Source organism: Streptomyces sp. NPDC046349 (genome assembly GCF_055587885.1).
On the sequence record NZ_JBVJFK010000005.1, the window covers coordinates 436,966 to 463,355 of the forward strand.

Genomic DNA, 26,390 nt, shown 5'->3' on the forward strand with positions numbered 1-26,390 from the left:
TCCGGAATGATGTTTCTTCGCTCGCATCTTCGGGACGGGGGGCGTGTGCCCGCATCAGTGCAGCCGTATTTTTTTCTCAGTTATGCGCATACACCGAGGTTCGGGGCCGGGGGGCCCGACCCCGACATGTGGGTGGAGCGCCTGTTCCGCGATCTCTGCAGCCATGTCATGGCGCTGACGGATCTGCCCGCCGGAGCCGAGGCCGGCTTCATGGACCGGGAGATACGCAGCGGCGAGGGCTGGTCGGAGCGGCTCGGGGCGGCGCTCGCCACCTGCCGGGTCTTCGTCCCGTTGTTCTCCCCGCGGTACTTCGCCAGCGAGATGTGCGGCAAGGAGTGGTACGCCTTCGCGCAGCGGGCGATCCACCAGGGGGCCCTGAGCAACCAGCCCGCCGAGGCGATCGTGCCCGCCTTGTGGGTGCCGGTTCCCCCGACGCAACTGCCCGGGCCCGCGGAGCGGTTGCAGTTCAACCACAACACTTTCGGCGAGCGCTACGTCACCGACGGGCTGTACGGGCTGATCAAACTGCGCGGTTACGCCGAACAGTACGAGCGGGCGGTGTACGAGCTCGCCAAGCGCATCGTCCGGGTCGCCGAGACCGTCCGGCTCGAACCCGTCCGCCCGCTGGACTACCGCGGGGTGCCGAGTGCCTTCGGCCCCACGGGCAGCAGCAGCCCCGCCCGCACCCTGCACGTGACCGTGGCGGCCGCCTCCCGGCACGACCTGCCGGACGGGCGCAGCCCCGAGTACTACGGGGACAACGCCCTGGAGTGGAACCCGTACCACCCGGTGGCCCAGCGGCCCATCGCCTACGTCGCCGAGGACCTCGTCAAGAACCTCAACTACCAGACAAGCATGGGGTCCTTCGACGACGAGGCCGGGCACTACGACAGCAAGCAGCCGCCGACCCGGCCGGAGATCCTGATCGTCGACCGCTGGGTGGTGGAGGACGAGCACCGCCGCCAGCGCCTGGCCGCCTTCGACCAGGAGTCCCGCCCGTGGGTCAACGTGGTCGTGCCGTGGAACCGCTACGACCACCAGAGCCGTGCGAAGGAGATCGAGCTGGCGCAGCGGCTCGAGGAGACCCTGCCCGTCAAGATGGGCCAGGGCCGGGCCGCCTGCCGGGCCGCCGCCAACGGGGTGGCCAACATGGAGACCCTCGGACAGATCCTGCCGCAGGTGGTCGAGGCCGCGGCGCAGCAGTTCCTCAGACACGCCCAGGTCTACCTGCCGGCCGGCAACACCCACACCGAACGTCCGCGGCTGCTCGGGCCGATGGGGATGAGCGGGCCTCCGGCCCCGCCGCGGGCGCCCTTCCCGCCCGACACGTTCGGCGGCCACAACGACGGCAACGACAGCAACGACACCGACCGGGGGGACGCGGATGACAGCGAGTCGTGACAGCAGGGACGGCCGTGACGGGCGCATCGTCACCTTCTACTCGTACAAGGGCGGCACGGGCCGCACCATGGCGCTGGCCAACACCGCATGGATCCTGGCGGCCAACGGCAAGCGGGTGCTGGCGGTGGACTGGGACCTTGAGGCCCCGGGCCTGCACCGCTTCTTCCACCCGTTCCTGGACCCGTCCACGCTCGGGGCCACCACCGGGGTCATCGACCTGATCAGCGAGTACGCGTGGGCCGCCACCAGTCCGGTGGCGCGCGCCGACGACTGGCACAAGGACTACGCGCGGATACAGCCGCACGCGGTCTCGCTCACCCCGGAGACCCTGGGCTGGGAGTTCCCGGACGGCGGCACCCTCGACTTCGTGTCGGCGGGCCGGCAGAACCGCGAGTACTCCGCGACGGTGTCCACCTTCGACTGGGACAACTTCTACGACCGGCTCGGCGGCGGCCTGTTCTTCGACGCCCTGCGCGCCGACATGAAGCAGAACTACGACTACGTCCTGATCGACAGCCGCACCGGCCTGTCCGACATCGCGGACATCTGCACCGTGCACCTCCCTGACGTCCTCGTCGACTGCTTCACCCTGTCCGACCAGTCCATCGACGGTGCCGCGTCCGTGGCCCGCCAGATCGACGAGCGGTTCAACGACCGCGGCATCAAGATCTATCCGGTTCCGATGCGGATCGACGAGGGCGAGAAGGAGAAGGCCGACGCGGGCCGGGCGCTGGCCCGGATCAAGTTCGACCGGTTCCCGGGCGGCCTGGTCGGGGACGAGCTGACCTCCTACTGGGGGGCGGTGGAGATCCCGTACCGGCCGTACTACGCCTACGAGGAGACGCTGGCCACCTTCGGCGACGAGGCCGGGCTGACCAACTCCCTGCTCTCGGCGTTCGAGCGGCTGACCGCCGTGGTCACCGAGGGCGAGATCACCTCCATGCCGGCCATCGGCGAGGAGGTCCGCCTGCGCATCAGGGACGCCTTCACGCGGCGCCGTCCGGCGCTGCCGGCCGACCTGTTCCTGTCCTATGTGGCCGAGAACCGGATGTGGGCCGACTGGATCGAGTCGGTGCTCACCCGGGCCGGTTTCCGGGTGGTACCCAAGGACGTCTCGGCCGAGCGGCCGCCGGCGGCGGCCGGGTCGGGCTCCGCCGGGGACACGCTGGGCGGCGGCACGGGCATCAGCATCGACACCGCCGCTCGCACGGTGGTGCTGCTCTCCACGGCCTACCTGAAGTCGGCCCGGGCCGTGGACGTGTGGGAGCGGGCGGCCGCCGAGGACCCGACCGGGGGCCGGCGCCAGCTGGTGCCGCTGAGGGTGGGCGACGTGCGGCTGTCCACGCCGTACATCGACCGCAACCCGGTGGACCTCTTCCGGCTCGACGAGGTGCACGCCACCGCCGCCCTGCTGCGCGCGGTGGAGCGGCCCATGGCCCTGCCCGACAGCGTGGCGAGCGCCTCGCAGCCCGGTCCCCGCTTCCCGGGGACCGTTCCGAAGATCTGGAACGCCCCGCCCCGCAACCCCGGGTTCACCGGCCGCAGCATCGTGCTGGAGCGGATGCGCGACCAGCTCGGCGGCGGCATGGCCGTGGTGCTCCCGCAGCCGCAGACCCTGTTCGGCCTCGGCGGAGTCGGCAAGACCCAGGTGGCGCTGGAGTACGTGCACCGGTTCATGGCCGACTACGACCTGGTGTGGTGGATCTCCTCGGAGCAGACCGACGATGTGGTCGCCGCGCTCGCGGAGCTGGCCGTGCGGCTGGGCGCACAGACCGGTGAGGACATGGCGGCCGCCTCCCAGGAGGCGATCGACCTGCTGCGGCGCGGGGTGCCGTCGTCCCGCTGGCTGCTCGTCTTCGACAACGCGGACGATCCCGAGACCCTCAAGCGGTTCTTCCCGCCGGGCGGTCCGGGCCATGTCCTGGTGACTTCGCGCAACCAGTCCTGGTCGCAGTACGGTGACGCGCTGCCGGTGGACGTGTTCCTGCGCGAGGAGTCCATCGAGCACCTCCAGCGGCGGGCCCCGGGGCTGACGAAGGAGGACGCCGAGCAGGTGGCGATCGCGGTGGGCGACCTGCCGCTGGCCGTCGAACAGGCGGGCGCCTGGATCGCGGAGACCGCGACCCCGGTGGCCGCGTACATCGAGCAGCTGGCCCAGCAGGCCGCGAGCGTCCTGGGCCTGAACCAGCCGCCCGGATATCCGGAGCCGGTGGCCGCCACCTGGAACATCTCCATAGAGCGGCTCCAGTCCCGTTCGCCGGCCGCCGTGCGGCTGCTCCAGCTGTGCGCCTTCCTGGCTCCCGAGCCGATCTCGGCGAACCTGCTGTACAGCAAGGAGATGATCGACGCCCTCAAGCCGTACGACGCCTCGCTCCAGGAGAAGCTGGTGCTGGGCCGGGTGATCCGGGAGATCGGCCGGTTCGCGCTGGCCAAGGTCGACCAGGTCAGCAACAGCATCCAGGTGCACCGGCTGGTGCAGGCCGTGATCCGGTCGCAGATGCCGGAGGAGGACCAGCGGGAGGCCCGCCACGCCGTCCACCGGATCCTGGCGGGCGCCCGGCCGGACGACGACGAGCCGATCGACAACCCGGAGACGTGGCCGCGCTTCAACACCATCTGGTCGCACCTCACCCCGTCCGAGGCCCGGTACTGCAAGGAGCCGGAGACGCGCCGACTGCTGATCGACCGGGTCCGCTACCTCTGGAAGCGCGGCGACTTCAAGGCCGCCTACCAGCTCGGCGAGGAACTGCGCGAGGCCTGGAAGGAGATGCTGGGCAACGACGACCTGCAGTACCTGTACCTGCGCTTCCACCTGTCGAACATCCTTCGTTCGCAGGGGCGGTTCGTGGAGGCGAAGGAGCTGGACGAGGTCACGCTGGAGCGGCAGCGGGCGGTGCTCGGCCCCTCGCACCCGCACACGTACATGACCACGAGCGGTCTGGCCAACACGCTGGGCGCGCTGGGCCAGTACGGGCAGGCGATGGAGCTGGCGACCGACGCCCACGAGGGCTTCAGCCAGATCTTCCACGAGGCGCACCCGCGCACCCTGGCGGCCGCGAACAACCTGGCGCTGAACCTGCGGCTGGTGGGCCAGTACACCAGAGCCCGTGAGATCGACCAGGAGGTGTACGACCTGCGCACGGAGGTGCTGGGCCCGGAGCACCCGTACACCCTGTCGTCCGCGCAGAACCTCGCCCGCGACCTGCGTGAGGTGGGCCGGTACGAGGATTCGGTCCAGCTGCTCAGCCGGACGTACGAGATCTACAAGCGGACGCTGGGGCGGGCTTTTCCGGGCACCCTGTCGGCCGCGAAGAACCTGGCGGTGTCGCTGCGCCGGGCCGGCCAGCTGGAGGACGCGCTGCGGCTGACGACGGCCACCCGGGCCCGCTACCGGGCCAAGTACACCTCCGTCAACCCGGACCTGCTCTCCTGCGAACTGAACCTGGCCTCGGACCTGTTCGCGACCGGGGACCCGGGCGGGGCACGGGACCTGGCGCAGGAGGTGGTCGACGAGTACATGAAGGTCCCGGGCGAGCGGCACCCGTACACGCTGGCGGCCGTGAACAACCTGGCGGTCTTCCACTGGGGCACGGGCTCGGCGGAGCAGGCGGAGGCGATGCTGCGGCACACGATCCGGCTGATGCGGGACGTCCTGGGCGACAACCACCCGCACACGGTCTTCGCCACGCTCAACCTGGCCAACGCGCGGGCCGATCAGGGTGACCCGGAGGGTGCCCTGGAACTGGAGCGGCTCGCGGTGATGCGGCTCCGCGAGGTGCTCGGGGCGCACCATCCCGAGACCTTGGCGAGCGGCTCCAACATGGCGGTCAGCCTGGACTCGATGGGCCGCAAGGAGGAGGCGGCCCGGGTACGGAACGAGGCGGTGGTCGAGCTGACCCGGCTGCTCGGCGAGGACCACAGCCTGACCCGGTACGCGCGGGATGAGCGGCGGATCCACCGGGACCTGGAGCCGCTCGCCGTGTGATCCGACGGAGGACGGCGGGGGCCACCGGCCCCCGCCGCCCGCCACCCGACTCGAGGGGGGCGTTGTGAACGACAGCATGACCTTTCGAAACGAGGACCTGCCGGCCCTCTTCCACCACACGGACCAGGCGGCGATCTCCCGGCAGCGCGAGTCCACCCAGGCCACGAGGGCGCAGTTGCTGCTGCTCGTCGCGGCCGCGGGGGCCGCCGCGCTGCCGCCTGGGCCGGAGCTCGGCTCGCTGCACCTGTTCGGGCTGCTCAGCGTGCTCGGTTACGCGGGGGTGCTGGCCGTCGGCATGCGGGCGACCAGGCGGCGGGCCCGCCCGCAGTGGCAGCTCAACCGCAGCGCGGCGGAGTTCATCAAGTCGCTCGCCTGGCGGTACGCGGTGCACGGGGCGCCGTTCGGCAGTGACGTGGCCGACCCCGGGGAGGCGTACCGGACACGGCTGGAGGCCGGGCTGGCCGAGCTGCGGAAGATGGGCTGGGAGGATCCGCGGACGGCGGGCTCGGTGCCGGAGGGCGCGGAGATCACCGGCGCTATGCACCGGCTGCGCGGCAGGGACTACCACGTGCGGCGGGAGACGTACGTCCGGGACCGGCTGATCGAGCAGCGCAACTGGTACCGGCGGCGGACGGAGGTGTCGCGGCGGGCCACGCACCTGTGGTCGTGGACGATCGTCCTGCTGACCTGTCTGGCTCTGATGTTCGCCCTGCTGAGGGCGTTCGGTTCGGGTCCGGGCGCGGGCCTGACGGGGCTGTTGAGCACGGCGGCGGCGGCCGGTATCGCCTGGAACGAGGTGCGCCGCCACCACCCGCTGATCGAGGCGCACACCCTGATCGAGCAGGACCTGGCGGCGATGATGGTCGTGATGCAGACGACCATCACCGAGTCCCAGTGGCCCTCGTCGGTGTACGAGACCGAGCGGTACGTCTCGCCGCAGCACACGGACTGGCTGGCCCGGCACAGCAGTTGAGGTGCCACCGGTCGGTGGGCGTGGCTCAGTCCCGGGCCACGCCCTCGCACCACAGGACGGTGACCGGCTTGCCCAGGGCCCGGGCGTAGGCCACGATCTCGGCGGTGCCGCCGTGCCCGCGGGCGGGCCGGCCGTCCCAGACGGCGACGAGCCGGTCGCAGGAGTCGGCGATGTAGGTGCCCGCGGCGTAGTAGGCCTCGTCCGTGGAGCGGGCGAAGTCCATCCGGATCTCCTGGGCGGCCCGGAGTCTGAGACTGCGGTAGCGGTCCAATGCCTCGGCGCCCTCGAAGCCCTCTTCGTAGTCCGCGCTGGGGATCACCACGGTGAGGTCGGCACCGTATTCGAGTGCGATGGCGGCGAACAGCTGGTCCGCTCCGTCGGCGAGGCTGGACAGGGCCTCCAGCGGTCCTTCGTGGCCGCCCAGTACGGCCCGCAGGCCGCTCTCCACATGGCCGAGCACCGAGTCCGGGATGGACCGGTGCCCGGTCACGCCGATGCGTTTCATGCAGGAACCTGCTTCCCCCGGGGACACGGCCGCCCTGGACATCCTCCCAGAAGGCGGGAGGACGTCCAGGGTGCCGACAGGGGCGCGCGGGGCACGGGTCAGTAGACGCTGACCCCGTAGGCGTTGAGCGCTTCGACCACGGGCTGGAAGAAGGTCGTGCCGCCCGAGGAGCAGTTGCCGCTGCCGCCGGAGGTGAGGCCGACCGCACGGGTGCCCGAGTAGAGCGGGCCGCCGCTGTCGCCGGGCTCGGCGCACACGTTGGTGCGGATCATGCCGTAGACGACGTCGCCGCCGCCGTAGTTGACGGTCGCGTTGAGGCCGGTGACGCGGCCGCTGTGGGTGCCGGTGGTGGAGCCGCGCCGGGTCACGGACATGTTGACCGTGGCGTTCACGGCACTGGTGATGTCCTGGCTGCCGACGGTCCCCGGCGGTACGGGCGAGTTGCTGGCGTACTTGATGAGGCCGTAGTCGTTGTTCGGGAAGCTGGACCCGGTCGTGGAACCGAGCACGTTCGTGCGGGCGGAGTTGGTCCACCAGGTGCCCGCGCCGTCGGTGCAGTGTCCGGCGGTCAGGGCGTAGTAGTTGCTTCCGCTTCGGACGTTGAAGCCGAGCGAACAGCGCCAGCTGTTGGCGTAGATGGCGTCGCCGCCCGAGGCGAGCTTGGTGAGCTTGCCCGGGATGCGCTCGATGCGCAGCGCCCCCGCGTCGGTTCCGGCCTCGCGCTTGATTCTCGCGATGGCGGCGGCGGAGACGGTGGAGTCGGCGGAGACCACGAGGGTTCCGGTGGCGGGGTCGGCGTGCCAGGCGGTGCCCGCTACGTCGGCCCGCAGGACGGAGGCGCCGGCGGAGGCGAGCCGGTCGGCGCTGAACCCGCCGTCCTGTGGGTCCGCGCTCGCCGCGGTGGGAGCGGCGAGCGCTGCGGCGGCGGCCAGGCCGGTGGCCACCGCGAGCAGCCTGTTACGGGTGGTGCGCTTGATCCTCACTTCTCGTCCTCCTGGAGAGGGTCGGGGGCCCGGCGGTCGTGGGGGTGCCAGAGCCCGTGAGGCGCAGCCGGGGGCACGGCGGGCGCATGAACTTTGGCCGTGTCCCTGACAAGCGCTGTCGGGAGTGTCCTGTCGTCGGATACCGGTCGCAAGAGCGGCTTTCGGCCTCCGCACGCCGTCTTTCACCGTGCAGGTGGCGTGTTCCGGGGCGTTGCGGGGGGCCGGGGTCGGGGGCTACGGGGGCGCGGTCGGGCGGCGCGGCGGAGGCCGGTCGGGCTCCGGGGTGCTCGCGCCCCGCGCGCCGGATATGCCGGCCTGCGGGCGGTGGACGCGGCACCTGCCGCGCGGGGCGCCGACGTCGGATCCGGCGCCCGGAAGGACGGGTCCGGCGCCCTCGGGGAGGACGGCCGGGTTCCGGCCGGTACGGTCGGGCGCGTACGACGTGGGAGGCCCCGGCGGCGCGGACGCGGGGGTGCCCGGGTGGGCTTCTGCACCCTCGGTGACAAGGCCGAAGGCGGGTGCCGCCCGATGCCCTTCGGACCGGATCACGACGGCCCGTGCGGTCACGGCCGGAGGCCGGGAGCGGGCCGGCAGGAGGGCTGCGGCGGCCGGGACGGCCCCCTCCGCGGCGGGCGGGCGGGCTCGCCGTGTGCCGTCCTCGCCGGGGGCGGTGCGGCGCGCGTCGCCGGCGCGGGTGCGCCCGCGGCGCGTCCGCGCAGCAGCACCTGCCGCCCGGTGCTCGGACCCGGCGGCGTGCGGTGCCGTGCGGTCTCCCCCGTTCCGCGGGCCGGGGCGCCTCCCGCGCACCGGGCGCACTCGGGCGCGCCCGGGAACGCGGCGAGGTGCGGTGCCCGGCGCCTCGAAACGGGCAGGACCGTGCGGGCCCGGAACGGCCGGAATTCGACCTTCCGTGTAGTCGGCGGGGCGGGGGCCGCCACACGGTGCGAGAAGGCCGCACGGGGCGGACACGACGGCCTCGGCCCCGTGCCCGCGCCGTGTCCGCCGGGCCGCGTGCGGATCGTCTGCGTCATCGCTCATCCCGCTCAGCCCTTCCACGCGGGTCCGGGCGGGAATCCCCCCATACGCCGTCCGGGGGCGTGGAACTGACGCGAACTCAGTCGCAGCAGCCGCAGTTGCAGTCGCAGCAGCCGCCACCGCCACCGCCACCGGAGCCGCCCTCGGCACCGCCGGTGCCCGAGGAGTGCGGCTGGCAGCAGTTGCAGCACTCGCAGGCGTCGCACCACGGGTCCCGCTTCTTGCGTGACCAGGGGCCCTCGTGCTCGGTGCAGCACATCTGACAGGTGCAGAAGAGCCCGATGGCCACCGCGCAGCCGGCCAGCAGGCCGCGGCGCGGTCGCTGCGGGTGCCGTCCGCCGCCTCCGAAGCCACCGCCTCCGAAGCCGCCGCCTCCGCCGCCCCCGGAGCCGTCGCCGCCGAGCCCGCCGCCACCGCCGTACCCGCCGGACCTCGCGGGCGGCGGGCCGCCCGGTACCTGGGGGGTGTTCGGGCCGTAGGGGTTCGCGCCGTACGGGGCGCCCCCGTAGGGGTTGCCGCCGTTCCCGCCGTACGGATCGGAGGCGTACGGGTTCGGGCCCTGTCCGGCCGAGGCGGTGGCGGTGTGGCCGCAGCTCATGGTCCCGAAGGCCCGGTCCACCGAGGTGCGCAGCTCGTGCACGAGGAGCCGGTGGGCGAGCCCCGCGTCGGCGAACTCGACCTCGCCCAGTGCCAGCCTGATGCCGTGCAGGGCGTCGTCGCAGAGCCTGCGGGCCTCGGTGAGCGGGGTCCCGGTGGCGGTGAGGGGGTTCCAGGCACCCGCCTGCGCGTCGGCTCCCTGGTCCTCCACCGCGTCCAGCAGGTGCGCGAGCCGCCCGAAGTACCGGCCGGCCTCCGCCAGCGCGGGGGCGTTGCCTGGCCTTCCGGCCAGCTGCGCGGTATGCGCGAACGCGGCGGCCGTCGCGGTCTCGGTCGGCTCGGTCACCACGAGCACGGGAGTGCCGGGGCCGGCCAGGGTCTCGATGCCCGCCTGCCGGTCCACCGCGTCCACGAGCACCGCGGTGTCGAAGCCGAGGGAGGCGCCGGTGCGCGCACCGGCCCGGTCCCAGCCGCGGGCCACCCTGCGCGCGGCGGCGGCGATCGGGGCGCGGGCCAACAGCCCGTCCCGGTCGGCCACGTGGTCGCGCACCTTGGCGGAGGCCAGGACCAGCGAGACGGCGGCCGCGAGCCGGGCGCCCTCGCCCTTGGCGACGGCGGCGGTGCGCATGCCGCGCAGCGGGCAGGGGCCGGCGGTGCGCCGCGACCCGGGCGCCGGACCGGACTGAGCCTCCGTCAGAACGGAGACGAGCAGCCCGTCATAGTTCGTGACGACCCGGGCGAACTGCCCGTGGTCGCCCCGAAGTGCCAGGCACAGCCCGCACAGATGGGCCATCCACTCCGCCTTGAACCGCTCACCGAGCCGGTGCGTGCAAGGCCTGACTATGCCGAACAAGCTGCTTCCCCCGTGTGTCGTACGCGTGCCTGCCGGGCATCGTATCGACCCGCGTCTTTCACCCGTACGTCCCCACCGCCCACCCGTACGGCGGCTGCGGTCGTATTTTCACTCAGTCAGCAGCGCCGAGGACCAGGATCCTTGACCGTGCAACGGATGTTCTGCACCAGTACCGTCACGAAACCCGTGCGCGGCGACTATCCACTTGGCGCGTTGTCAGCATCATGGACGAGCATAGGGGCAGCGGAGAGAAAGACAGAGTGACCGCGGTGAAAGGAGGCAGTCCATGGGTTCGGTGCGCAAGGCGAGTGCCTGGCTGGGTCTCGTGGAGGACAGCGACGACGAGCGCTACTACGACGACGACTACGCGGAGGCCGCCCACGGTTCCGTCGCGGGCCCCGGTGACCAGTGGGTGACCGATCCCCGCGTCAAGGTGGCCTCCGAGTCGGCCGTGGAGCACGGCCGCCGGATCGCGACGGTCACCCCGGACGGGTTCCGTGACGCGCGTGGCATCGGCGAGCTGTTCCGCGACGGGGTCCCGGTGATCGTGAACCTGTCGTCGATGGACCCGACCGACGCGAAGCGCGTCGTCGACTTCGCGGCCGGACTGACCTTCGGTCTGCGCGGTTCGATCGAGCGGGTGGCGACCAGGGTCTTCCTGCTGACCCCGGCCGACACCCAGATCGTGAGCGGCGAGCCCGGCGGCCGCTCGCGCGACTTCTTCAACCAGAGCTGAGCAGGGCTCTCACCGGAAGGCGTCCAGCCCGGTGAGCGCCTTGCCCAGCACCAACTGGTGCATCTCGACGGTGCCCTCGTAGGTGAGCACCGATTCGAGGTTGGTGGCGTGCCGCATGACGGGGTATTCGAGCGAGATCCCGTTGGCGCCCAGGATGGTCCGCGCGGTGCGGCAGATCTCGATGGCCTCGCGGACGTTGTTGAGCTTGCCGAAGCTGATCTGCTCCGGCCGCAGGGTGCCCGCGTCCATCCGCCGGCCCAGGTGGTGGGCGAGCAGGATGCCCTTGTGGAGTTCGAGGGCCATGTCCGCCAGCTTGGCCTGGGTGAGCTGGAAGCCGCCGATCGGCTTGCCGAACTGCTCCCGCGTCCTCGCGTAGTCGAGCGCGGCCTCGAAACTGGCCCGCGCCGCGCCCATGGATCCCCATACGATGCCGTACCGCGCGTGGCTGAGACAGCCGAGCGGCCCCTTGAGCCCGGTGACGAGCGGCAGCACCGCGTCGGCGGGCAGCCGTACGTCGTCCATGACCAGCTCGCTGGTGACGCTGGCCCGCAGCGACCACTTGTGCTTGATCTCCGGAGCGGAGAAGCCGGGAGTGTCGGTGGGCACCGCGAAGCCGCGGATGCCGTCGTCGGTCTGCGCCCACACCACGGCCACCGAGGCGACGGAGCCGTTGGTGATCCACATCTTGCGGCCGTTCAGGACCCAGTCCGTGCCGTCGCGCTTGGCGTACGTCCGCATCGCGGCGGGGTCGGAGCCCACGTCGGGCTCGGTGAGCCCGAAGCAGCCGATCAACTCGCCCGCGGCCATGCCGGGCAGCCAGCGCTGCTTCTGCTCCTCCGAGCCGTACTTCCAGATCGCGTACATGGCCAGCGACCCCTGTACGGAGACCAGCGAGCGGATGCCGGAGTCGGCGGCCTCCAGCTCCAGGCAGGCCAGGCCGTACTGGACGGCGCTGGCACCGGCGCACCCGTAGCCCTCCAGGGACATGCCGAGCGCCCCGATGGCACCGAGCTCGCGGGCCAGCTCGCGGATCGCGGGCAGCTCGCCGCTCTCGTACCACTGGGCGATGTGCGGCAGCACCCGGTCCGCGGCCCAGGTGCGGACGGTGTCCCGGACGGCGAGGTCCTCGGGCCCGAGGAGCTCGTCGAGCCCGAGCGGATCGGTGGGAACGAAGGACACGGGGCCTCCCGGCGGCCTGAGCAGGAACCTGGGCGCAAGTTTTTGCGCCCACCCGAAGCTATTGGCCTCGGGCGGGCAAATCCAGCCCCCGCTTTCCGGCACCGGTCGGCCCGCACCACTTCGGCCCTGCCGAGGCGGGGGCGGGGGCCGGGGCGGCGCTCCCGGCGACGGCGCCGCATCGGGGGGAGGCGCGCGGTCAGCCCGCCTGCTCGACCGGGGTCGGCCGCGGCTCGCCCTTCGCCTGCGCTGGCAACCGCACCGGCTCGGCCTCCTCGGTCGCCCCGCAGTCCATCACCCGTGGCAGTTTCAGCGCCATCAAAGCCCCCGCGAACAGCAGCGCCGCGCTCACCAGCAGCGTGATGTGCAGCCCGTGCACGAAGGAGTGCCGTGCCGCCGCGTAGAGGGCGGCGCCCGCCGGGCCTCCGAGGCCCGAGGCGATCTGGTACGCCTCGCCCAGCGAGTTCGCCGCGCCCGCCGACTCCGCGGCCGATACCCCCGGCACCGAGGCGAGCCCCGGCCGGTACGCCGCGTTCATCACGCTGCCCAGCAGGGCGATGCCGATGCCCGCGCCCAGCTGGTAGGAGGTCTCGCCGATCGAGGCCGCCCCGCCCGCGGTCTCGGCCGGCGCCTCGCTCAGCATCGACTCGTACGCGGCGAACAGCGTGGTCTGCAGTCCGAAGCCGAGCAGGATGAAACCGACGGTCAGCAGCACCGGCCGGTCCTGCTGGCCCATCAGCGTCAACAGCAGCACGGCGAAGGCCGTCAGCAGGAAGCCCAGCGACACCATGGTGCGCGGCCCGACCCGGGCCAGTGTGTAGGAGCCTGTGGCGCCCGCGGCCATGGCCGCGAAGGTCAGCGGCAGCAGGCGCAGGCCGGTCTCCAGCGGGCTGAGGTGCAGCACCAGCTGGAGGTACTGGACGGCGATCAGCTCGAGCCCCACCAGCGCGAGCATGGCGAGCACGATACAGGCGACGGAGGTGGAGAAGGCGGCCCGCGAGAACATCCGCATGTCGATCAACGGGTGCTCGCGCCGCTTCTGGCGCCGTACGAACAGGACGAGCAGCGTCGCGCCGAGCAGCAGTGGTACCAGCGCCTCCGCGTCGAGCAGGTTCCGTTCGGCGCCGAGCCGCTTGATCCCGAGCACCGCGCCGACCACGCCGGCGGCGGCCATCAGCGCGCCGAGCACGTCCCACGGCCCGTCCGCGGAGCCGCGCGACTCCGGCAACAGCCAGCGGCCGAGCGGGAGGATCAGCGCCATCAGCGGGATGTTGATGAGGAAGACCGAACCCCACCAGAAATGCTCTATGAGGAAGCCGCCCAGGACCGGGCCGCTGGCCGCGCCGACCGCGGCGACGGCGGTCCAGATGCCGATCGCCAGGGCCCGCTCGCGCCGGTCGGGGAAGACCTGGCGCAGGATCGACAGGGTCGCAGGCATGATCATCGCGCCGCCGATGCCCAGCAGGGCGCGCGCGGCGATGAGGACCTGGGCGTTGTCGGCGAGGGCCGCCATCGCGGAGGCCGCGCCGAAGAGTCCGTAGCCGAGGAGGAGGATGCGGCGGCGGCCCACCCGGTCCCCGAGGGTGCCGAAGAGGATCAGCAGCGACGCACACACCAGCGGGTAGGCGTCGACGATCCAGAGGAGCTCGATCGGGCCGGGCCGCAGGTCCTCCGTGACGGACGGAACCGCGACGTGCAGGATCGTCGCGTCGAGCGCGACGAGAACCAGGCTGACGCAGAGAACGGCCAGGACGACCCAGCGGTTGGCACCGCCGGAGGCCGCTCCCAGCCGCTGCCAGGGCGAAGGGGTCCCGGCCGTGGCCGCGTTCGTCCCCGCCATGCATGTACCTCCCAGGTGATCCCTCGCGCTCGGTGGACCAGCGTCTGGCGGAGCCACGGGGGGTGGTGCGCTGTGCGGCATCCAACGGGGTCCGGCATCGACACGCGAGTGAACGGTCAGCGTACGCGAGTTCGCGTGCCCGACACGTGGCCAAGCTCTCATACCGGCGGCGCCCCCCGTGTGGCGTGCGCCACTCCCCCACCCCGACGCCCTCCCCCGCGTACACGCCCGATCACGCTCCGTGGTTCTCGGCGCCGGCCCCGGTTCGGACGCCACCGATAATCATGCCTGTGGAAGATCATGGATTTCGCCGGGCCGCGCCCGCGCTGGCCGCCTTCGCGGCGGTCCGGCTGCTCGGGCTGGCCGTGCTCGCGGCGTGGGGGGCGGCGGCGGGCAGCAGCCCGCACACACTGCTGTCGGCCCGCTGGGACTCGCTCTGGTACGCCCGCATCGCCGCCGAGGGGTACGGCTACGAGATCGTCCTCCCGAACGGGGACGTTCACTCGAACCTGGCGTTCTTCCCGCTGCTGCCGTGGCTGGAACGCGTGGTGTCGGCGGCGACCGGGCTCTCGTACGGATCGGCGGGCCTGGCGGTGTCGGTGCTCGCCGGGCTCGCCGCGGCGTGGGGGATCTTCGCCGTGGGCGACCTGCTGCACGGCCGCCGCGCCGGGGTGTTCGCCGTCGCCGTGTGGGCGGCGCTGCCCGTCGGGATCGTGCAGTCCATGGCGTACAGCGAGTCGCTGTTCACCGCGCTCGCCGCGTGGGCGCTGCACGGTGCCCTGCGCGGCCGGTGGCTGACGGCCGGCCTGCTCGCCGCCGGTGCCGGGCTGACCCGCCCGGTCGGCGCGGCGGTCGTCGCGGCGGTGTGGGTGGCCGTCGCACTGGCCTGGCGGCGCGGGGAGCGGTCGTGGCGGATGGCGGCGGGAGCGTTGCTGGCTCCGGCGGGCGCGGCCGCGTACGTCCTGTGGGTGGGGGCCCGCACCGGGGGCGGCCTGCTCGGGTACCTGGACGTGCAGGGCGGCTGGGGCAACGGCTTCGACGGCGGCTGGGCCTTCGCCCGCTTCGTCGGGGCGAAGCTGGCCTCGTCCGCCTTCCCGGCCGGGCTGGGGCTGATCGCGGGAGTCGCCCTGGTGCTGTGGCTGTTCGCGGCGTGCGTGCGGCAGCGGCAGCCGGCCCCGCTGCTCGTGTACTGCGGGATCGTCGTGGCGCTGGCGCTGTGTGCCTCGGGTTACTTCGGTTCGAAGCCGCGGCTTCTGCTGCCCGCCTTCCCGCTGATGCTGGTGCCGGCGGTGGCGCTCGCCCGGTGGCGGACCCGGCGGGCGGTCGTGGTGGTGGCTGCGGCAGCCCTGGCCTCCGCGGTGTACGGGGCGTTCTGGCTGAACGGCTCGGGCCCTCCGTAGGGTCCGCGGCCGCCGCCGGAGCCTTCCCGGCGGTCACGGGCACGGTAATCGACCTGCGGCAATAAAGCCCGAATAAGCAGTCGAAACAATTCCCGGACGCCGGATCGAGAAGGATCCAACCCCTGCCGGAATAGCGGGAATTAGGGGCCGCGTGAGACCAACTCCACATCACATGGTCATCACAAAGCCCGCGATTCGCCCGGGCCGACCATCGCCGGGCGGTAACGTCGATTGAGTGCGTACCGATCAAATCCTGACCCGTCTGGAGCGGGTCTTCGCCCGGCTGGACCGGGAACCAGAGCGACCGGCTCATCTGCAGACTCCGCAGATGAGCCGGCACCGCGTCGTGCTCCTGGGATCGACCCTCGCGTTCTACCTCGCCATCGTCGTGGCCGTGCTGACCACGTCGTGGCTGGTCCGCCTGGACTGGCAGATCATGTTCTTCCGGCCCTACGAGCAGTGGCCGCAGCTGCACGCCTTCCTGGACTACCTCGTCGTGCTCGGCCAGCGCGGGCCCACCGCGGTCATGGTCGCCGCGTGGCTCGGCTGGCGCTCCTGGCGGCAGCACACCCTCCGCCCGCTGATCACCCTCGGTGTCGCGCTGCTGCTGCTCAACGTCACCGTCGGTTCCGTGAAGCTGGGCCTGGGGCGGCTCGGCCCGCACTACGCCACCGAGATCGGCTCGGCCGAACTCTTCGCGGGCGGCGATATATTCCCTTCCGGCCACACCGCCAACGCCGTCGTGACCTGGGGAATCCTGGCCTATCTGGCGTCCACCGTGGTCACTCGGCGGGTGCTGTCCGTGGTGTCCGCGGTGGTCTCGCTGAGCGTCGGTGCCACCACCGTGTACCTGGGTACGCACTGGGTCAGCGACGTCCTGCTGGGCTGGTCCGCGGGTCTGCTGATCCTGCTGGCGCTGCCCTGGTTCGAGCCGCTCATCGCACGGACCGAGGCCTACGTCTTCGACCTGCGCGAGCTGCTGCGCCGCCGGGCCGAGACCGGACGGATGCCCGCCCCGGTGGTCTCCGCGCTCACCCCGCTGCTCTCCGCGGGCGGCAAGTGGCAGCTGAAGCCCGTCGCCGAGACAGTCGGGGAGCCGGCCGCGGCGCCCGCCGCGGCCGCGTCGGCGGGCGCCGCCGCGGGACACTCCCCGGCGCACCGGCCGGCCGTGCACCCGGCCAACCGGCCGCACCTGATCCGCTCCGAGCGGACGCCGGTCACCCCGGTCGGCAGCCGCCGTCCGGCCCACCCCGCGCACCCGGAGCGGGCCGGAACCCGGGGCACCGCCGCCCGTCCGGTCGCCGGCGGCTGACGGCACGGCGGGGGCGGTACGCACCAATCCACCCCCGCAACGCGAAGGCGGGCCGGGTCATCGACCCGGCCCGCCTTCGGCGTTCGTCAGCGCCACGCCCGGACGTTCGTCCGTCCCGGGTCACGCTTGTGTCACAGAATATCTACAGTCGCCAATTGTTTTCCGGACCGCGACACGCCCGGGGTTCGGGCGCATTCGCATTTCTCCCGCGAACCGTGGAATTGCCGCGCTCCATTTCCATGGACCCCTTGTACCGGACCAGCTGAATCACCCTCAGATCCGCTACATTTCCTTCACTTCTCCGGGCCGACGGCCCTGCCCAGGAGATCTCTGAGGTCCCTCATCCGGTCCGTGAGACCGGGCGGCTCGACCACTTCGAACTCACAACCGAGCAGCATGATGTGAATCACCAGAACGTCCAGGTTCACGGCTCCGGTGCGCAGCAGGCACGTGTGTGCGTCGACCGGTTCCAGGACCCCGTCGCTCGGCCCGATGATCTGCGCCGCCTCCTGCTGCGGCATCTTGAGCCGCACCACCGCGCGGGTGGCGTAGACCCGCTGCGACACGCCTTCGGAGACGTACGCGGCGAGGTCCTCGGCCGGTGGCGGGCGCGGGGTGAACCGCGGTCCGTGGGGCGGTCTGGGCTCGATCCGGTCGGCGCGGAAGGTCCGCCACGCCTCGCGGTCGAGGTCCCAGGCGACCAGGTACCAGCGGCGCTCCGTGCAGACGAGCCGGTGCGGTTCGACGGTGCGGCGGCTGGCACTGCCCTCGTGGTCCCGGTACCCGAAGCGGAGCCGCTCGGCGTCCCTGCAGACCGAGGCCAGTTCGGTCAGCACCGAGGCGTCCACGGTGGAGCGCTGGGCCCCGCGCAGCATCGGCACGGTGAACTCGTTGAGCGCGGACACCCTCCGGCGCAGGCGCGACGGCAGCACCTGCTCGAGCTTCGCGAGGGCCCGTACGGAGGCCTCCCCGATCCCCTCGACGCCGTTGCCCGCGGCGGTCCGCAGCCCGACGGCGACGGCCACGGCCTCGTCGTCGTCCAGCAGCAGCGGCGGCAGCTCGGCCCCCGCCCCCAGCTGGTATCCGCCTCCGGTCCCGGGAGTGGCGTTCACCGGATACCCGAGCTCCCGCAGCCGGTCCACATCGCGCCGAACCGTCCGGGCGGTGACGCCGAGGCGGTCGGCCAGGTCGGCGCCGGTCCATTCGCGGTGGGCCTGGAGCAGGGAGAGCAGGCGCAGCAGGCGTGCGGAGGTCTCGAGCATCCTCCGAGTCTGCCAGTGGCGCCGCCGCGCACGGCCGGGATGCGGTGAAGGGCTGCCGTGATCGGCTCGGGGCCGCCGAGGGCCGCCGGCGGCCGGCGCGGCCCGGCGGACGGGGAGGCCTACGGCCCGGCCGGACGGGCGGGACGTCGGACCCCGGCTTCGCGGCGTGCACGGGCCTCACCCCCGGCCCGGCTCGACCTCCCGCTTCGGCTTCGGCTTCGCCCCCGGCAAGGATTCGGACACCCCGGCAGGCGGCGCAGGCTTCGGCTTGGCCGCAGACGCAGGGACCGGCACGCCCGCAGGCACAGGCTTCGGCTTGGCCGCAGACGCGGGGACCGGCACGCCCGCAGGCACAGGCTTCGGCTTGGCCGCAGACGCGGGGACCGGCTTCACCCCGGGCACCGGCTTCGGCTTGGGCGCCGGCACGGGGACCGGCTCCGGCAGGAGCAGCAGCATGCCCACCGCGATCGCCGCCGGCTCCGGCCCGATCACCTCCCGGTTGGCCTCGTACAGCGCCTGCCATCCGCCCTCCACCCGGCGGTCGCGGGCGATCGTGACCAGCGTGTCCCCGCTCCGCACGGTGTGCATCCGCCCGGCGAGCCCGTAGCGCTTCGAGCAGACCGGCCACGCGTTCCATCCCTGCGCGGCGAGGACCTCCTGCGCCACCCGGATCTGCTGCACGCGGTGCGCCAGGTCGGCCCGCGGCGCGAACACCAGGCCGCCGTACTCCTCCCACGTCGGCTGCCAGAACTGCAGCCCGCCGTAGAAGCCGTTGCCTGTGTTGACCGCCCACCGCCCGCCGCTCTCGCAGTCGGCCACGCAGTCCCAGGGCCATTCCCCGCCGGGCCCGCAGTCCCCGGGCCCGCTCCCGATCACCCCCGGCGAGCCGGGGTGCGCGGCCCCGGCGGGACCCGGAGCGGGTGGCGGCGGCGCCGCGTCGGCCGCCTCCTGGGGCGGTACGAGCGCCAGCACGACGGCGGCGACGGCGACGGCGCGGGCGGCCCGGGGGATCCGGAGGTTGGGCATCGGGTCACGCTATGCAGCGCCCCACGACGCTCCACGGCCCGCCACGCGGCGGGGCACGCCACCCCACCCGCTCGGCCGACCGCCACGACCCCCCGATACGGCCGCATCCGGCCACCAACTGCGCACAAACAGAAAACAGTTGGCACAAAAGCGAAGCCCTGGTCGCACGGTTCACCCTTCCGGGCGTCCGGTTCGAATCCGTTCCCTCAAATGGCGTGACCCCGGCCGCGGCTCCTGCGTTGTGCCCGGCGAGCCGGGAGCCTCCCGGACCCGCACCTATGCCGAGGAGCCACCCCGTGCCGCGCATGCTCGACGTCAGTGATGAGGTACGTGCCGAGATCGGCGACGAAGAAGCCGACAGGCTGCTCGTCGGCGACGACGCGCCGCGCAGTTACGACTGCACCTCCTGCCGCACTCCCGGCGACCCCGAGAACGACCGCACCAGCACGGTGCTGTTCGTCGGCGAGGAGACCGCCGTCCTCGCCTTCGCCCACGCCACCTGCATCCCCTCGCAGGTCGTCTCCGTCTCCGAGGAGCAGCTCCAGGGCGCGGTCCGCAGCATCACCGGCGACAGCCCGGCCTCCGCGTCGGACACGGGCGCGCCCGCCCCGCAGAACGTCCCCGGCGGACAGGCCGTCCTCGGCATCACCAGCGGCCTCGTGCTCATCGGCGGCGAGCTGCACCCGGCCCTGGTCGTCGAGCCGACCGCGCCGATCGCCCGCCCGGGCAGCGACGGCCCCGGTGACGACTTCCTGCCGCTCCTGATCGAGCAGGGCTTCATCCCGGTGACCGACACGTCCGAACTCCCCACCCTGCTCGGCGGCTGGTCGGTCCTGCTCGCGGCCGGGCAGCTGCACGCCGTGCTCCAGCCGGGAACCGACGGCGGCCAGGTCGCCTGGTGGCAGGCGCACCAAGCGCTGTCGGTCACCGACGGCTGGCGGACCGCCGTCCAGAAGACCCAGCGTGTACTCATCTACGCCGCCCCGGTCGGCTCCATCGGCCAGCAGCCCCGCGAGGACCTGCTGCGCGACGCGCTGGACAAGGCCGCCGCCGCGGGCAAGCTCGTGGCCGCCGCGATGCCGCTGGCGGGGACGCCCGGCGCCTGATCCCAGCCGGTGGGGAAAGCGGCCGCCCGGCCCCCGCCGAGGGGGCCGGGCGGCATGCGCCGGGGGTGTGCGGTCCGTCCCGCACACCCCCGGCGATCTGCGTTTCCGGCCCGTTCACCCCGCATCCGCAGCGCGCCGATTTCGTTGGCTGATACGTGCATCCATACGACTCCTCCCGCGCCCCGTCCTCTCCGGGCACCGTCCCCGCCATGCGTCCCGTGCGCGACCGGGACAGCTCTCCGGCCGTCTCGCACACCCCGATCTACGACACGCTGTACTCGGAGTACCTGCGCGCCTTCCGGGCCCTGCCGGGCGACCGTACGGGCGAGGAGGACCTCGGGTTCACGTCCTTCTCCTACGGGGGCGGCTACACCGGCGGCACGTACGGCAGCGGCTGGACCGGTTCGACCTGGCAGCGGGCCGAATGGCAGCCCTCCTACGGCTCGTCGGCGCCTTCCCAGACGCCGTCCGCGACTCAGTCGCAGCCCCAGCCCGCCTACTCGTACGCGGGCAGCCCCGGATACGCCGACGGGCGGCAGCACCAGACCGGGATGACCCACATCCCGGCGGCCCTGCCGCCCGCTCCGCGCCGGGGCTACTGACCCCGGACCGCCGCTACTTCTTCTTCTTGTACTGGGCCCCGCGCTTCTCGCGCACCCGCACCGAGATGTGGATCGGGGTGCCCTCGAAGCCGAACTCCTCGCGCAGGCGGCGCTCGATGAAGCGCCGGTAGCCGTGCTCCAGGAAGCCGGAGGCGAACAGGACGAACCGCGGCGGCTTGCTCCCCGCCTGGGTACCGAACAGGATGCGGGGCTGCTTGCCGCCGCGGATCGGGTGCGGGTGGGCGGCCACGACCTCGCCGAGGAAGGCGTTCAGCCGGCCGGTGGGGACGCGAGTCTCCCAGCCCGCGAGGGCGGTCTCGATCGCCGGGACCAGCTTCTCCATGTGACGGCCGGTGAGCGCCGAGACGTTCACCCGGGGCGCCCAGGAGACCTGCTGCATCTCGGTCTCGATCTCGCGCTCGAGGTAGTAGCGGCGCTCCTCGTCGAGCTCGTCCCACTTGTTGTAGGCGATGACGATCGCGCGGCCGGCCTCGACGGCCATGGTGATGATGCGCTGGTCCTGGACGCTGATGGTCTCGGTGGTGTCGATCAGGATGACCGCCACCTCCGCCTTCTCGACGGCTGCGGCGGTGCGCAGCGAGGCGTAGTAGTCGGCGCCCTGCTGGAGGTGGACCTTCTTGCGGATGCCGGCGGTGTCGACGAACTTCCAGGTGACGCCGCCGAGCTCGATCAGCTCGTCGACCGGGTCGCGGGTGGTGCCGGCGAGCTCGTTGACGACGACCCGGTTCTCCTTCGCGACCTTGTTCAGCAGCGAGGACTTGCCGACGTTCGGGCGGCCGATCAGCGCGATACGGCGGGGGCCGCCGGGAGCGACGCCGCCGAAGGTCTGCTCGGGGGCATCGGGCAGGACGTCGAGGACGGCGTCGAGCATGTCGCCGGTGCCGCGGCCGTGCAGGGAGGAGACCGGGTGCGGCATGCCGAGGCCCAGCGACCACAGCGAGGCCGCGTCGGACTCGCCGCTCTGGCCGTCGACCTTGTTGGCGCACAGGACGACGGGCTTCTTCGCCTTGCGGAGCAGCTTGACGACGGCCTCGTCGCTGTCGGTGGCGCCGACCTTGGCGTCGACGACGAAGACGACCGCGTCGGCGGTCTCGATGGCGTACTCGGCCTGGGCGGCGACGGCCGCGTCGATGCCGAGGACGTCCTGCTCCCAGCCGCCGGTGTCGACGACCTTGAAGCGCCGGCCGGCCCACTCCGCCTCGTAGGTGACGCGGTCGCGGGTGACGCCGGGCTTGTCCTCGACGACCGCCTCGCGGCGGCCGATGATGCGGTTCACCAGGGTCGACTTGCCGACGTTGGGGCGGCCCACGACGGCGAGGACGGGCAGCGGGCCGTGGCCCGCCTCCTCGATGGCGCCTTCGACGTCTTCGAGGTCGAAACCCTCTTCCGCGGCGAGCTCCATGAACTCCGCGTACTCGGCGTCGCCAAGTGCTCCGTGGTCGTGCTGGTCGTTCATGAAGTCCGTTCCTCGTCGTTCGTGGTGATCGGTGGTGCCCGCGCAGCGCGGTTCCACTACTAGGTCAAGTCTCGCTCAGCGCCCGGTCAGGCGCTTGGCGTCGGCCAGGTGGGCGGTCAGCCGGTCCTGGATGCGTACGGTGGCCCGGTCCAGCGCGGTGCGGGTACGGCGGCCACTGCCGTCCCCGGCGTCGAAGGCAGAGCCGAAGACGACGTCGACCCGGCTCTTGAAGGGCGGCAGCCCCGGGATCAGCCGGCCCCGGCCCTCGGCGCTGCCGAGGACGGCGACGGGCACGATGGGCGCGCCGCTGCGGACCGCGAAGTACGCCAGTCCCGCGCGCAGCGAGGCGAAGTCGCCCTCGCCCCTCGTGCCCTCGGGGAATATGCCCAGCGCCCCGCCCTGGTCGAGCACGGCGAGGGCGCGGCCTATCGCCGCCCGGTCGGCGCCGGAGCGGTCGACCTTGACCTGCCCGATGCCGTCCAGGAAGGGGCCGAGCGGGCCCACGTACGCTTCCTTCTTGATCAGGAAGTGCAGGGGGCGGGGCGCGGTGCCCATCACCATGGGGCCGTCTATGTTGTGCGTGTGGTTCACGGCGAGGATGACGGGGCCCGACGCCGGCACCTTCCAGGCGCCCAGTACGCGCGGCTTCCACAGCCCGTACATGAGACCGATGCCGATGCGCCTGCCGACCGCCGCACCCTTCAGGGAGGGCGTTTGGCTCACTTGCGGCCCGCCCGCTTCTCTTCGACGAGCGTCACGACGCACTCGATCACCTGGTCGAGCGTGAGTTCGGTGGTGTCCACCTCGACCGCGTCGCCGGCCTTGGCCAACGGGGAGGTCCTGCGGCCGGAGTCCGCGGCGTCGCGCTTGATCAGCGCCGCCTTGGTGGCCGCGAGGTCGGCGGCCTCCTTGCCGCGGAGTTCTCCGCTGCGCCGGGCGGCGCGCGCCTCGGCGGAGGCCGTCAGGAAGACCTTGAGGTCGGCGTCGGGCAGGACCGTGGTGCCGATGTCCCGGCCCTCCACGACGATCCCGTCCGCGTCCCGTGCCGCCTCGGCGGCGATGGAGCGCTGCAGCTCGGTGATGAGCGTGCGCACCTCGGGGACGGCGCTGACGGCGCTGACCTTGGAGGTGACCTCCTGGGTACGGATGGGACCGGCGGCGTCGAGGCCGTCCACCGTGATGGTGGGGGCCGCCGGGTCGGTGCCGGAGACGATGGAGGGCTTGCCGGCGGCGACCGCCACGGCCTGCGCGTCGTCGGTGTCGACACCGTTGGAGATCATCCACCAGGTGATGGCCCGGTACTGGGCACCGGTGTCCAGGTAGCGCAGCCCGAGCTTGGCGGCCACGGCCTTGGAGGTGCTGGACTTGCCCGTGCCGGAGGGACCGTCGATGGCGACGATCACGGCGGACGGAGCTGCGGTTTCCACGGTGTGGGCACCTTCCTGGTTGCGCGTGCGTGTCAGGGCGCGGCAAAGAGCCCCTCTCCAAGGTTACCGGGCCCCGGGAGAGTGTCTTGCCGGTCGGGCCGGGCTCACGGCGCATGGCAGTGCGCCCGCCGGGCCGTCCTCCGTCGGCGACGCTCCGCACCGCCTTTCTCCCCGCCCTGCGGTCCACGGCGCCGTGCGCCGCTCCCTGATCCGGCCGACCGACGAGGCATCCCCCGAGCGCCCCCGGCCGGCCCGCGTCTTCCGGTCCCCGGGCTACTGCTTGCGCAGGGCCCAGCCCCGTTCCCGCAGCTCCGCGGTCAGGCCCGCCGCGGCCCGCGGCTCCACCATGAGCTGGACGAGACCGGCCTGCTGGCCCGTCGCGTGCTCGATCCGCACGTCCTCGATGTTGACCCCGGCGCGGCCGGCGTCGGCGAAGATCCGGGCCAGCTCGCCCGGCTGGTCGCTGATGAGCACGGCCACTGTCTCGTAGACCGCGGGGGCCGCTCCGTGCTTGCCCGGGACCCGCACCCGGCCCGCGTTCCCGCGGCGCAGTACGTCCTCGATGCCCGCGGCTCCGCCGCGCCGCTTCTCCACGTCGGCGGACTGCAGGCTGCGCAGCGCGTCCACGGTCTCCTCCAGGTCGGCCGCGATTCCGGCGAGGACGTCGGCGACCGGTCCCGGGTTGGCCGACAGGATTTCCACCCACATCCGCGGGTCGGAGGCGGCGATCCGGGTCACGTCCCGGATGCCCTGCCCGCACAGCCGGACGGCCGTCTCGTCGGCCTGCTCGAGGCGGGCCGCGACCATGCTGGAGACCAGCTGCGGGGTGTGCGAGACGAGCGCGACGGCACGGTCGTGGGCGTCCGCGTCCATCACCACCGGTACGGCCCGGGAGAGGGCCACCAGCTCCAGGGCGAGGTTGAGGACCTCGTGGTCGGTGTCCCGGGTCGGGGTGAGCACCCAGGGGCGGCCCTCGAAGAGGTCCGCGCTCGCTGCGAGAGGCCCGGACTGCTCCTTGCCCGCCATCGGGTGCGTGCCGATATAGGCGGTGGCGTCCACGCCGAGAGCGGCGAGTTCCCGCCGCGGTCCGCCCTTGACGCTGGCCACGTCGACGTAGGCGCGCGCCGCGCCGCGTCCTATGAGGTCGGCCAGGGTCGCGGCGACGTGGGCCGGCGGTACGGCGACGATCGCGAGGTCGACCTGCTCCTGCGGGGGCTCGTCGGTGCCTGCCCCGAGGGCGGCCGCCGTGCGGGCCCGGTCCGGGTCGTGGTCGGCGAGGTGCACCGTGATCCCGCGGGCTGTCAGGGCGAGCGCCGCGGAGGTGCCGATCAGTCCGGTTCCGATGACGACGGCGGTTCTCACGGGGCGCTCCACGGGTGCGTGACGACAGGTTCTGACTCAGGGTAGCCAGACGTCACGCCGCGAGGGCCTGCCTGCCCGCCCTGTGGGACGGCGGCGGGACGGCGGCCGGGCCCTCGCGGCGTCCTCACAACTCCTGCTGCCCGATGACGGCCTCGATCGAACCGGAGGGGATCTCTGCGCCGAGGACTCCGCCGAGGAGCGAGCCGAGGTCGTGCCCGGCGCCACGCCTTTCGCAGGAGGGCCGGACGGCGCCGCGGACAGCACCGTACCCGGCTTCGAGACCCGGTCGACGGCACCCATGGCGGATGACATCGCCGGCCGGCACCCGGGGCGGCCGCCGCTGCGGTAGAACGTTCGGCATGATCTTCCACATCGTCCCGCTCGCCGACTGGACCGCCGCTCCCGAGCTCCCGTACGCCCCGCCCTCGCTGGACTCGGAGGGATTCGTGCACTGTTCGGCGGACCGCGCGACGGTGCTCGGCATCGCCGACACGCACTACCGCGCGCAGCCGGGGACCCTGCTGGCGGTCGAGTTCGACGAGGACGCCCTGACCGCGGAAGTCCGGCGGGAGGGTGATTCCGGCGGCCGTTTCCCCCATGTTTTCGGCCCGCTGAACCGGGACGCCGTGGTCCACGTGTGGGAGGTCGTACGCACACCCGGCACACCTGCCTCACTGGCACCGTGGCAGCCGGGCTCGTGAAACGGCGCGGCAGGCTTCACCTGAGGCCCGCCGCAGGCCAGGATGCTGCACGCCGATCCGGCCACAGAGCGAGGAGAGACTGATGAGCGACCCCACGCAAACCGTCCGGCGCAAGGTACTGGCGATCGGCGCGGCCGCCCTGGCCGGCGGTGCGCTGACCGCATGCGGCAGCGGCGGTGACGGCGGGAACACCGCGTCCGGCGAACCGAACGGCGCCGCCACCCCGCCGCCCGGGTCCGCCCCCGCCGCCCCGTCGGCCGGCGGCGCGGCCGGCGGGAAGTCCATCGCCAAGGCGGCGGACGTCCCCGTGGGCGGCGGCAAGGTCCTCAAGGAGGAGAAGCTCGTCATCACGCAGCCCACGGCGGGCTCCTTCCGCTGCTTCACGGCGGTCTGCCCCCACCAGGGCTGCCTCGTGAACAAGGTGGAGGACAACACAATCGACTGCCCCTGCCACAACAGCGAGTTCAAGGCCACGGACGGTGCGGTGATCAAGGGGCCGGCCACCAAGGGGCTGGCCGAGAAGAAGATCACGGTCGCCGCGGACGGCAGCATCACTCTCGCGTAGCGGGCGCTCGCAGCCCTGCCGGCCTGCGGAAAAGGCCCGGCAGGGCGGGTGCGTCCCGGCGTAGGC

The 26,390-nt window shown here is 72.8% G+C and carries 21 protein-coding genes; 10 read left to right on the forward strand and 11 right to left on the reverse strand.

Going from position 1 to position 26,390, the window contains the following annotated elements; translation table 11 throughout:
* The first annotated feature begins 9 nt into the window (after nt 1–9).
* The 3 genes from ACZ6JS_RS15050 to ACZ6JS_RS15060 all read left to right on the forward strand — a co-directional run bounded on the left by ACZ6JS_RS15050 (nt 10) and on the right by ACZ6JS_RS15060 (nt 6,359).
* A complete protein-coding gene (locus ACZ6JS_RS15050) occupies nt 10–1,401 on the forward strand; it encodes a TIR-like protein FxsC (protein WP_469298125.1) in 1,392 nt (463 codons plus the stop codon).
* Nucleotides 1,385–5,386 carry an FxSxx-COOH system tetratricopeptide repeat protein gene (gene fxsT, locus ACZ6JS_RS15055; RefSeq protein WP_469298026.1) on the forward strand — a complete coding sequence of 1,334 codons (4,002 nt, stop codon included), beginning with the start codon at nt 1,385–1,387 and terminating at the stop codon, nt 5,384–5,386. The genes ACZ6JS_RS15050 and fxsT overlap by 17 nt, the downstream gene beginning before the upstream one ends.
* Before the next feature lie 76 nt (nt 5,387–5,462).
* Nucleotides 5,463–6,359 (forward strand): DUF4231 domain-containing protein, encoded by an 897-nt coding sequence (locus ACZ6JS_RS15060; RefSeq protein ID WP_469298028.1) that lies wholly within the window; start codon nt 5,463–5,465, stop codon nt 6,357–6,359.
* 25 nt (nt 6,360–6,384) lie between these two features.
* Here ACZ6JS_RS15060 and ACZ6JS_RS15065 read toward each other — a convergent pair whose 3' ends face one another.
* The 3 genes from ACZ6JS_RS15065 to ACZ6JS_RS15075 form a co-directional block, all read right to left on the reverse strand.
* Entirely contained in the window at nt 6,385–6,864 is a 480-nt protein-coding gene (locus tag ACZ6JS_RS15065) for an OTU domain-containing protein (protein WP_469298029.1), read from the reverse strand.
* A 98-nt stretch (nt 6,865–6,962) separates the two neighbouring features.
* Nucleotides 6,963–7,847 carry a S1 family peptidase gene (locus ACZ6JS_RS15070; RefSeq protein ID WP_469298031.1) on the reverse strand — a complete coding sequence of 295 codons (885 nt, stop codon included), beginning with the start codon at nt 7,845–7,847 and terminating at the stop codon, nt 6,963–6,965.
* A gap of 1,114 nt (nt 7,848–8,961) precedes the next feature.
* The gene (locus tag ACZ6JS_RS15075) at nt 8,962–10,332 is read right to left on the reverse strand and encodes a DUF5685 family protein (protein WP_469298032.1); all 1,371 of its coding nucleotides are present in this window, start codon (nt 10,330–10,332) and stop codon (nt 8,962–8,964) included.
* A gap of 286 nt (nt 10,333–10,618) precedes the next feature.
* Here ACZ6JS_RS15075 and ACZ6JS_RS15080 point away from each other — a divergent pair, with 286 nt between their 5' ends.
* The gene (locus ACZ6JS_RS15080) at nt 10,619–11,068 is read left to right on the forward strand and encodes a cell division protein SepF (protein WP_030030440.1); all 450 of its coding nucleotides are present in this window, start codon (nt 10,619–10,621) and stop codon (nt 11,066–11,068) included.
* Between the two features lie 9 nt (nt 11,069–11,077).
* Here ACZ6JS_RS15080 and ACZ6JS_RS15085 read toward each other — a convergent pair whose 3' ends face one another.
* Together ACZ6JS_RS15085 and ACZ6JS_RS15090 are read right to left on the reverse strand one after the other, a co-directional pair.
* Nucleotides 11,078–12,247, reverse strand: a complete 1,170-nt coding sequence (locus ACZ6JS_RS15085) for an acyl-CoA dehydrogenase family protein (protein ID WP_469298033.1) — start codon at nt 12,245–12,247, stop codon at nt 11,078–11,080.
* Nucleotides 12,248–12,443: 196 nt separating this feature from the next.
* Nucleotides 12,444–14,084 (reverse strand): MFS transporter, encoded by a 1,641-nt coding sequence (locus ACZ6JS_RS15090; RefSeq protein ID WP_469298035.1) that lies wholly within the window; start codon nt 14,082–14,084, stop codon nt 12,444–12,446.
* 284 nt (nt 14,085–14,368) lie between these two features.
* On the opposite strand from ACZ6JS_RS15090, the gene ACZ6JS_RS15095 reads away from it, so the two are divergent.
* Together ACZ6JS_RS15095 and ACZ6JS_RS15100 are read left to right on the forward strand one after the other, a co-directional pair.
* Nucleotides 14,369–15,484 carry a hypothetical protein gene (locus ACZ6JS_RS15095; RefSeq protein WP_469298036.1) on the forward strand — a complete coding sequence of 372 codons (1,116 nt, stop codon included), beginning with the start codon at nt 14,369–14,371 and terminating at the stop codon, nt 15,482–15,484.
* Between the two features lie 235 nt (nt 15,485–15,719).
* Nucleotides 15,720–16,796, forward strand: coding sequence for a phosphatase PAP2 family protein (locus tag ACZ6JS_RS15100; RefSeq protein WP_469298038.1), 1,077 nt, complete (start codon nt 15,720–15,722; stop codon nt 16,794–16,796).
* 293 nt (nt 16,797–17,089) lie between these two features.
* On the opposite strand, the gene ACZ6JS_RS15105 is transcribed toward ACZ6JS_RS15100, so the two are convergent.
* Nucleotides 17,090–18,058, reverse strand: a complete 969-nt coding sequence (locus ACZ6JS_RS15105; RefSeq protein WP_469298039.1) for a helix-turn-helix transcriptional regulator — start codon at nt 18,056–18,058, stop codon at nt 17,090–17,092.
* Between the two features lie 177 nt (nt 18,059–18,235).
* A complete protein-coding gene (locus ACZ6JS_RS15110; protein WP_469298041.1) occupies nt 18,236–19,084 on the reverse strand; it encodes a LysM peptidoglycan-binding domain-containing protein in 849 nt (282 codons plus the stop codon).
* A gap of 296 nt (nt 19,085–19,380) precedes the next feature.
* Between ACZ6JS_RS15110 and ACZ6JS_RS15115 the strand changes: the two genes are divergently transcribed.
* Nucleotides 19,381–20,190, forward strand: a complete 810-nt coding sequence (locus ACZ6JS_RS15115) for a hypothetical protein (protein ID WP_469298043.1) — start codon at nt 19,381–19,383, stop codon at nt 20,188–20,190.
* 209 nt (nt 20,191–20,399) lie between these two features.
* Nucleotides 20,400–20,792 (forward strand): hypothetical protein, encoded by a 393-nt coding sequence (locus tag ACZ6JS_RS15120; protein WP_469298044.1) that lies wholly within the window; start codon nt 20,400–20,402, stop codon nt 20,790–20,792.
* Between the two features lie 13 nt (nt 20,793–20,805).
* Here the strand turns inward: ACZ6JS_RS15120 and der are convergent, their stop codons facing one another.
* From der to ACZ6JS_RS15140, 4 genes are all read right to left on the reverse strand, one after another.
* Nucleotides 20,806–22,269 (reverse strand): ribosome biogenesis GTPase Der, encoded by a 1,464-nt coding sequence (gene der, locus ACZ6JS_RS15125; RefSeq protein ID WP_046780586.1) that lies wholly within the window; start codon nt 22,267–22,269, stop codon nt 20,806–20,808.
* Nucleotides 22,270–22,344: 75 nt separating this feature from the next.
* A complete protein-coding gene (locus ACZ6JS_RS15130) occupies nt 22,345–23,034 on the reverse strand; it encodes a lysophospholipid acyltransferase family protein (protein ID WP_469298045.1) in 690 nt (229 codons plus the stop codon).
* Nucleotides 22,989–23,696, reverse strand: a complete 708-nt coding sequence (cmk, locus tag ACZ6JS_RS15135) for a (d)CMP kinase (protein ID WP_469298047.1) — start codon at nt 23,694–23,696, stop codon at nt 22,989–22,991. Before cmk ends, ACZ6JS_RS15130 begins: the two co-directional genes overlap by 46 nt.
* Before the next feature lie 273 nt (nt 23,697–23,969).
* Complete coding sequence (locus ACZ6JS_RS15140; RefSeq protein WP_469298048.1) at nt 23,970–25,058, reverse strand: prephenate dehydrogenase; 1,089 nt, start codon at nt 25,056–25,058, stop codon at nt 23,970–23,972.
* A 359-nt stretch (nt 25,059–25,417) separates the two neighbouring features.
* On the opposite strand from ACZ6JS_RS15140, the gene ACZ6JS_RS15145 reads away from it, so the two are divergent.
* Together ACZ6JS_RS15145 and ACZ6JS_RS15150 are read left to right on the forward strand one after the other, a co-directional pair.
* Entirely contained in the window at nt 25,418–25,759 is a 342-nt protein-coding gene (locus ACZ6JS_RS15145) for a DUF952 domain-containing protein (protein ID WP_469298050.1), read from the forward strand.
* Nucleotides 25,760–25,841: 82 nt separating this feature from the next.
* Nucleotides 25,842–26,324, forward strand: coding sequence for a Rieske (2Fe-2S) protein (locus ACZ6JS_RS15150; protein ID WP_469298051.1), 483 nt, complete (start codon nt 25,842–25,844; stop codon nt 26,322–26,324).
* Nucleotides 26,325–26,390: the final 66 nt, after the last annotated feature.

Excerpts from the sequence above, each read along its gene's own strand:
- ACZ6JS_RS15090 (WP_469298035.1), bottom strand. The coding sequence starts at position 14,084 with ATGGCGGGGACGAACGCGGCCACGGCCGGGACCCCTTCGCCCTGGCAG.
- ACZ6JS_RS15110 (WP_469298041.1), bottom strand. The coding sequence starts at position 19,084 with ATGCCCAACCTCCGGATCCCCCGGGCCGCCCGCGCCGTCGCCGTCGCC.
- ACZ6JS_RS15150 (WP_469298051.1), top strand. The coding sequence starts at position 25,842 with ATGAGCGACCCCACGCAAACCGTCCGGCGCAAGGTACTGGCGATCGGC.
- ACZ6JS_RS15060 (WP_469298028.1), top strand. The coding sequence starts at position 5,463 with ATGACCTTTCGAAACGAGGACCTGCCGGCCCTCTTCCACCACACGGAC.
- der (WP_046780586.1), bottom strand. The coding sequence starts at position 22,269 with ATGAACGACCAGCACGACCACGGAGCACTTGGCGACGCCGAGTACGCG.
- fxsT (WP_469298026.1), top strand. The coding sequence starts at position 1,385 with ATGACAGCGAGTCGTGACAGCAGGGACGGCCGTGACGGGCGCATCGTC.
- ACZ6JS_RS15065 (WP_469298029.1), bottom strand. The coding sequence starts at position 6,864 with ATGAAACGCATCGGCGTGACCGGGCACCGGTCCATCCCGGACTCGGTG.
- ACZ6JS_RS15145 (WP_469298050.1), top strand. The coding sequence starts at position 25,418 with ATGATCTTCCACATCGTCCCGCTCGCCGACTGGACCGCCGCTCCCGAG.
- ACZ6JS_RS15120 (WP_469298044.1), top strand. The coding sequence starts at position 20,400 with ATGCGTCCCGTGCGCGACCGGGACAGCTCTCCGGCCGTCTCGCACACC.
- ACZ6JS_RS15050 (WP_469298125.1), top strand. The coding sequence starts at position 10 with ATGTTTCTTCGCTCGCATCTTCGGGACGGGGGGCGTGTGCCCGCATCA.
- ACZ6JS_RS15105 (WP_469298039.1), bottom strand. The coding sequence starts at position 18,058 with ATGCTCGAGACCTCCGCACGCCTGCTGCGCCTGCTCTCCCTGCTCCAG.
- ACZ6JS_RS15080 (WP_030030440.1), top strand. The coding sequence starts at position 10,619 with ATGGGTTCGGTGCGCAAGGCGAGTGCCTGGCTGGGTCTCGTGGAGGAC.
- ACZ6JS_RS15095 (WP_469298036.1), top strand. The coding sequence starts at position 14,369 with ATGCCTGTGGAAGATCATGGATTTCGCCGGGCCGCGCCCGCGCTGGCC.